At 69.8% G+C, this 4,340-nt stretch carries 3 protein-coding genes; all 3 read right to left on the bottom strand.

Going from position 1 to position 4,340, the window contains the following annotated elements:
- On the bottom strand, positions 1-277 hold a 277-nt coding region (locus VJN29_RS14700), incomplete at its 3' end, for a P-loop NTPase (RefSeq protein ID WP_324144381.1).
- Positions 278-279: 2 nt separating this feature from the next.
- Positions 280-990: a response regulator gene (locus tag VJN29_RS14705; RefSeq protein WP_324144382.1), complete on the bottom strand. Its 711-nt coding sequence runs from the start codon at positions 988-990 to the stop codon at positions 280-282.
- A partial coding sequence (locus tag VJN29_RS14710) for a PAS domain S-box protein (RefSeq protein WP_324144383.1) occupies positions 987-4,340 on the bottom strand: 3,354 nt, incomplete at its 5' end. The genes VJN29_RS14705 and VJN29_RS14710, both read right to left, overlap by 4 nt.

Genomic DNA, 4,340 nt, shown 5'->3' on the forward strand with positions numbered 1-4,340 from the left:
CGAGGAACACGCGCCCGGCAAGCCCCTCGTCGAGGCTGGAGGTGACGTCGTGGGCGGCGTCGCCGATCTGGCACCGGCCCCACAGGTAATCGTTGAGCGAGCGGCGTATCGCATCCTGGCTCATGCCGAACAGCACGTGGACGCCCGGCGACTGGAGGTCGGTGTCGACCACACCGATCCGCCGCCCCTCCGCCGCCAGCAGCGTCGCCACGTTGGCGGCCAGGTTCGACTTGCCGGTGCCACCCCGGAACGAGTGGATCGAGAGAATCGGCGCCATGGCTAGTCGGCCTCGCTCCCGGAGCGCAGCTCGTCCACCTTCCGCTGCAGGTCCTGGAAGTAGTCGGTCTCGGTGATCGCGGCGACCTGGCGTGCTGCCCGCGCCCCGTCGATCTCGATGCGAAGCTGCTGGACCTGCCGCTTCAAGGCCTGCTCGCGCAGCTCCACCTCCCGCGCCATGCGCTGGAAGACCCGCGCGAGCTGGCCCAACGCGTCGCCGCGCTCGGCGACGCGGTCGAGGCTGTCGGGCTGGAACACCCCATCCTCGACGGCCGCGGCCGCGTGCACGACGTGACCGACCTGCTCCATGTACTCCAGCTCGAGGTCGTGCAGCCGCTTTCTCGTCAGGCAACCGTTGACCCGTGCGCGCAGCAGCACGGGGTCGAAGGGCTTGGGCAGGTAGTCCTCGGCCCCCATCTCGATGCACCGCACGACGCACTGGATGTCCTCGAGCGCCGAAACCATGATCACCGGCACATGCCGCAGCCCCGGATCCTGTTTGAGCCGTGCCAGCACCTCATAGCCGTCCGGCTCGGGCATGAGCACATCCAGGAGGACCACGTCGAACGGCTGCGCCTGGAGCGCTGCCAGGGCCTCGAGGCCGTTCTCCGCCGTCATCACCCGATGGCCTTGCTGCTCGAGGCTCTTGGACAGCAGCATCCGGTTGATCGGATCGTCGTCGACCACGAGCGCAGACGCCCGGAACTCCATCATGCCACCTCCTGCCGTACCGCCTCGAGCGCCGCCCTGGCCTTCTCGAAGCGCGCCTCGACCCGCCCGACGAGCTCGGCCGCGCCCTCCAGCGCGCCGGCGCGCGCCGCGGTCTCCAGCTCCTGGCAGGCCTCGGCGAGCGACGTCGCTCCAAACGTGCGCCCGTTCGACTTCAGCGTGTGCGCAGCCCGGCGGAGCTCCTCCGCGTTGCCTGCCGCCAGTGACCGCCCCAGCGTCTCGACCAGCGCGGGCGCGTCGGCAAGGAAGGTGGCGATGAGCTCGCTGAGGAATGCCGCGTCGCCCAGCGTTCGAAGCTGCTCGCACGCTGCCGGGTCGAGGATGCCCTCATCCTGCGCCGGCGGCGGCTCCTGGGCGGGCGCGGCCCGTGGTTCACGCCGGGCCAGCGCGGCGGCCAGCTCCTGGCGCCGGATGGGCTTGCTCAGGTAGTCGTCCATGCCCGCGGCGAGACACCGCTCACGGTCGCCCTGCATCGCGCTGGCGGTCATGGCGATGATGCGCGGCTGCTGGTCGGGTGGCTGCTGGGCGCGGATCCGGCGCGTGGCCTCGAGACCGTCCATCTCCGGCATCTCGACGTCCATCAGGACCACGTCGTAGGGCGCGTGCCGCAGCGCCTCGAGCGCCTCGAGGCCGTTCGTTGCGATGTCGGCCCGACAGCCCAGCTTGTCGAGGAGGGCGACGGCGAGCGTCCGGTTGAGCTCGTTGTCCTCGGTGAGGAGGATCCGCAGCCCCGCCTGCGGCGCCCACTCGACCTCCTGCGCCGCGGCGCTGGTCGGCGGCGCCACCGATGGTTGCCGGGTGAGGACGCCGACGACCGCCTCGTAGAGCTGGGAGGCCTTGATCGGCTTGGTCAGCGTCGCCGCGAAGTTCCCGCCCGCGTGGACGTGGTCGACCCGGTGCCCCAGCGATGTCAGCAGGATCATCGGGAGGGTCAGGGCGTCCCGGTGGCGGCGGATCTCGGCGGCGAGCGTGCGACCGTCCATCTCGGGCATCTGCATGTCGATGATGGCGAGGTCGAAGGGATCGCCGCGGCTGATCCAATGCAGCGCCTCCGCGGGCGACGCCGTCGCTTGGGCGCCCATTCCCCAGGACTCGGCCTGGCGGACGAGGATCGTGCGGTTGGTGGCATTGTCGTCGACGACGAGCAGGCGTTGGCCCTCGAGCTGCGGCTGGATCGCATCCATGAATGCCGGTGGGCTGCTCGGGGCTTCCTCGGCCAGCACGGTGAAGTAGAAGGACGACCCCTCGCCGACCCGGCTCTCCACCCACATGGTCCCGCCCATCATCTCGGTGAGGCGCTGGCTGATGGCAAGGCCGAGGCCGGTGCCGCCGTAGCGGCGGGTCGTCGAGGCGTCCAGCTGGCTGAACGACTGGAAGAGTCGGTCCATGCGGTCGGCCGGGATGCCGATGCCGGTGTCCCGGACCGCGAAGTGGAGCTCGTGCCGGCCATCTGCTACCGGCTCGGAGCTCACCGACAGGACCACCTCGCCGGCCTCGGTGAACTTGACGGCGTTGGAGAGCAGGTTGATGAGAACCTCGCGAAGACGGGTCACGTCGCCGACAACCACCCGCGGTGTGGCCGGATGGAGCAGGTAGGCGAGGTCCAGCCCCTTCTCCGCCGCCTGGGTCGCCACGACGTCCAGGGCCGCCTCGATGCACCCGCGCACGTCGAACGGGCTGCGCTCGAGGTCGAGCCTGCCGGCCTCGATCTTCGAGAAGTCGAGGATGTCGTTGATGATGGCGAGGAGTGCGTCCCCGCTGGTGCGGATGATCTCGGCCAGGTTCCGTTGCTCGGCGGACAGCTCGGTGTCGAGCAGGAGCTCGGTCATGCCGATGACCGCGTTCATCGGCGTGCGGATCTCGTGGCTCATGGTGGCGAGGAAGGCGCTCTTGGCCTCCGTGGCCGCCTCGGCCTGGCGGCGGGCACGCAGCAACTCGCTGATGTCGTGGTAGATCGCGTGCATCCCGACCTGCTTGCCGCCCACGAAGACCGGGGCGGCCCGCACGTCGACATCCACCAGCGTCCCGTCCTTGCGGGTCCGCCGGGTCACGAGGTGCGTTACCCCACCCATCCCGGCCTGCCGGGAGATGTCCACCGCCTCGGCGTGCAGCTCCTCCGATCGGGCGACGAGGTCGTCCACATTGTGCCCGCACGCCTCCGCCTCCGTGTACCCGAAGAGCCGTTCCGCCGCCGGGTTCCACGAGGTGACCCTCCCGTCGAGATCGATCGTGACGATCGCCGTCGAACTGTGCTCCAGCAGCGACTGGAAGAACTGCTTCTGACGCCGCACCTCCGCCTCGCTGCGGCGCAGCGCATTCTCGGCCCGCTTGCGCTCGGTGATGTCGATCAGGAAGCCCTGGACATAGCGTGCCGTCCCGTCCTCGTCCCGCTCGACAATGGCCTCGTCCCGCACCCACACCGTCCGTCCATCGCGCGCCATCAGGCGGTACTCAAGCGCCCAGCTCGACATTCCGGCGGCGAGGATCCGTGCGAGATCGGCCAGGACCCACTCCCGGTCGTCGGGGTGCAGGAGCTTGGGGAAGAAGCTGGGATCGGCCAGCCAGTCCTCGGGGGGGTAGCCGAGCAGGCCTTCCACCTGGGGGCTGACGTAGATCGACGAGGCGACCGGGACCGCCTCATCGACATACGTCACGAGTGGGAGCTGCTCGACGAGCTTTCGATAGCGCCGCTCGGCCTCGTGCTGCGCCCTGAGCGCGGTGACGTCGTGGTAGACGACGAGGTATCCGGTCGGCCGACCCTCCACCGTCACCAGCACCGCGAAGAGCTCGACGTCCACGAGCGTGCCGTCCTTCCGGCCACGCCGCGTCATGGCCCGGAAGCGCCCGCCCGGGACCAGCTCGTCGTAGTAGCCGACCGCCTCCGCCCGGAGGTCGTCTCGATCCGCGATGAGGTCGTCGAGGTCACGCCCGATCGCCTCCGTGCGCGTGTAGCCGAACAGCGCCTCGGCAGCCAGGTTCCATGACGTCACCACCCTGTCGAGATCGAGGGTGACGATCGCGATCGGGCTGATCTCGAGCAGCGACTCGACGTACCGATTCTGCCGCCGAAGTTCCTCCTCGCTGCGGCGGAGCGCCTCCTCCAGCTTCTTGCGCTCGGTGATGTCGAGGAGGAAGCCGTGATGGAGCTTCGGCGCACCCGCCTCGTGGGGGATGACCGTCGCCTGGTCGAGGAACCAGTGGACGGTCCCGTCGCGCGCGACCATGCGGTACTCCATGCAGAACGGCTCGCCGGTGTCGCGCGACCGCCGGTGCTCGGTGAGCACGCGTTCGCGGTCCTCCGGGTGGAGGACCTTGAGGAGCAGCTCCTCGTCGAC

Origin of the sequence: Intrasporangium sp., assembly GCF_035280925.1 — a bacterium.
In the GTDB taxonomy this organism is placed as follows: Bacteria; Actinomycetota; Actinomycetes; order Actinomycetales; family Dermatophilaceae; genus Intrasporangium.

What these genes read in the sequence shown, in the direction of transcription:
- VJN29_RS14705 (WP_324144382.1), bottom strand. Translation starts at nt 990, where the DNA reads ATGATGGAGTTCCGGGCGTCTGCGCTCGTGGTCGACGACGATCCGATC.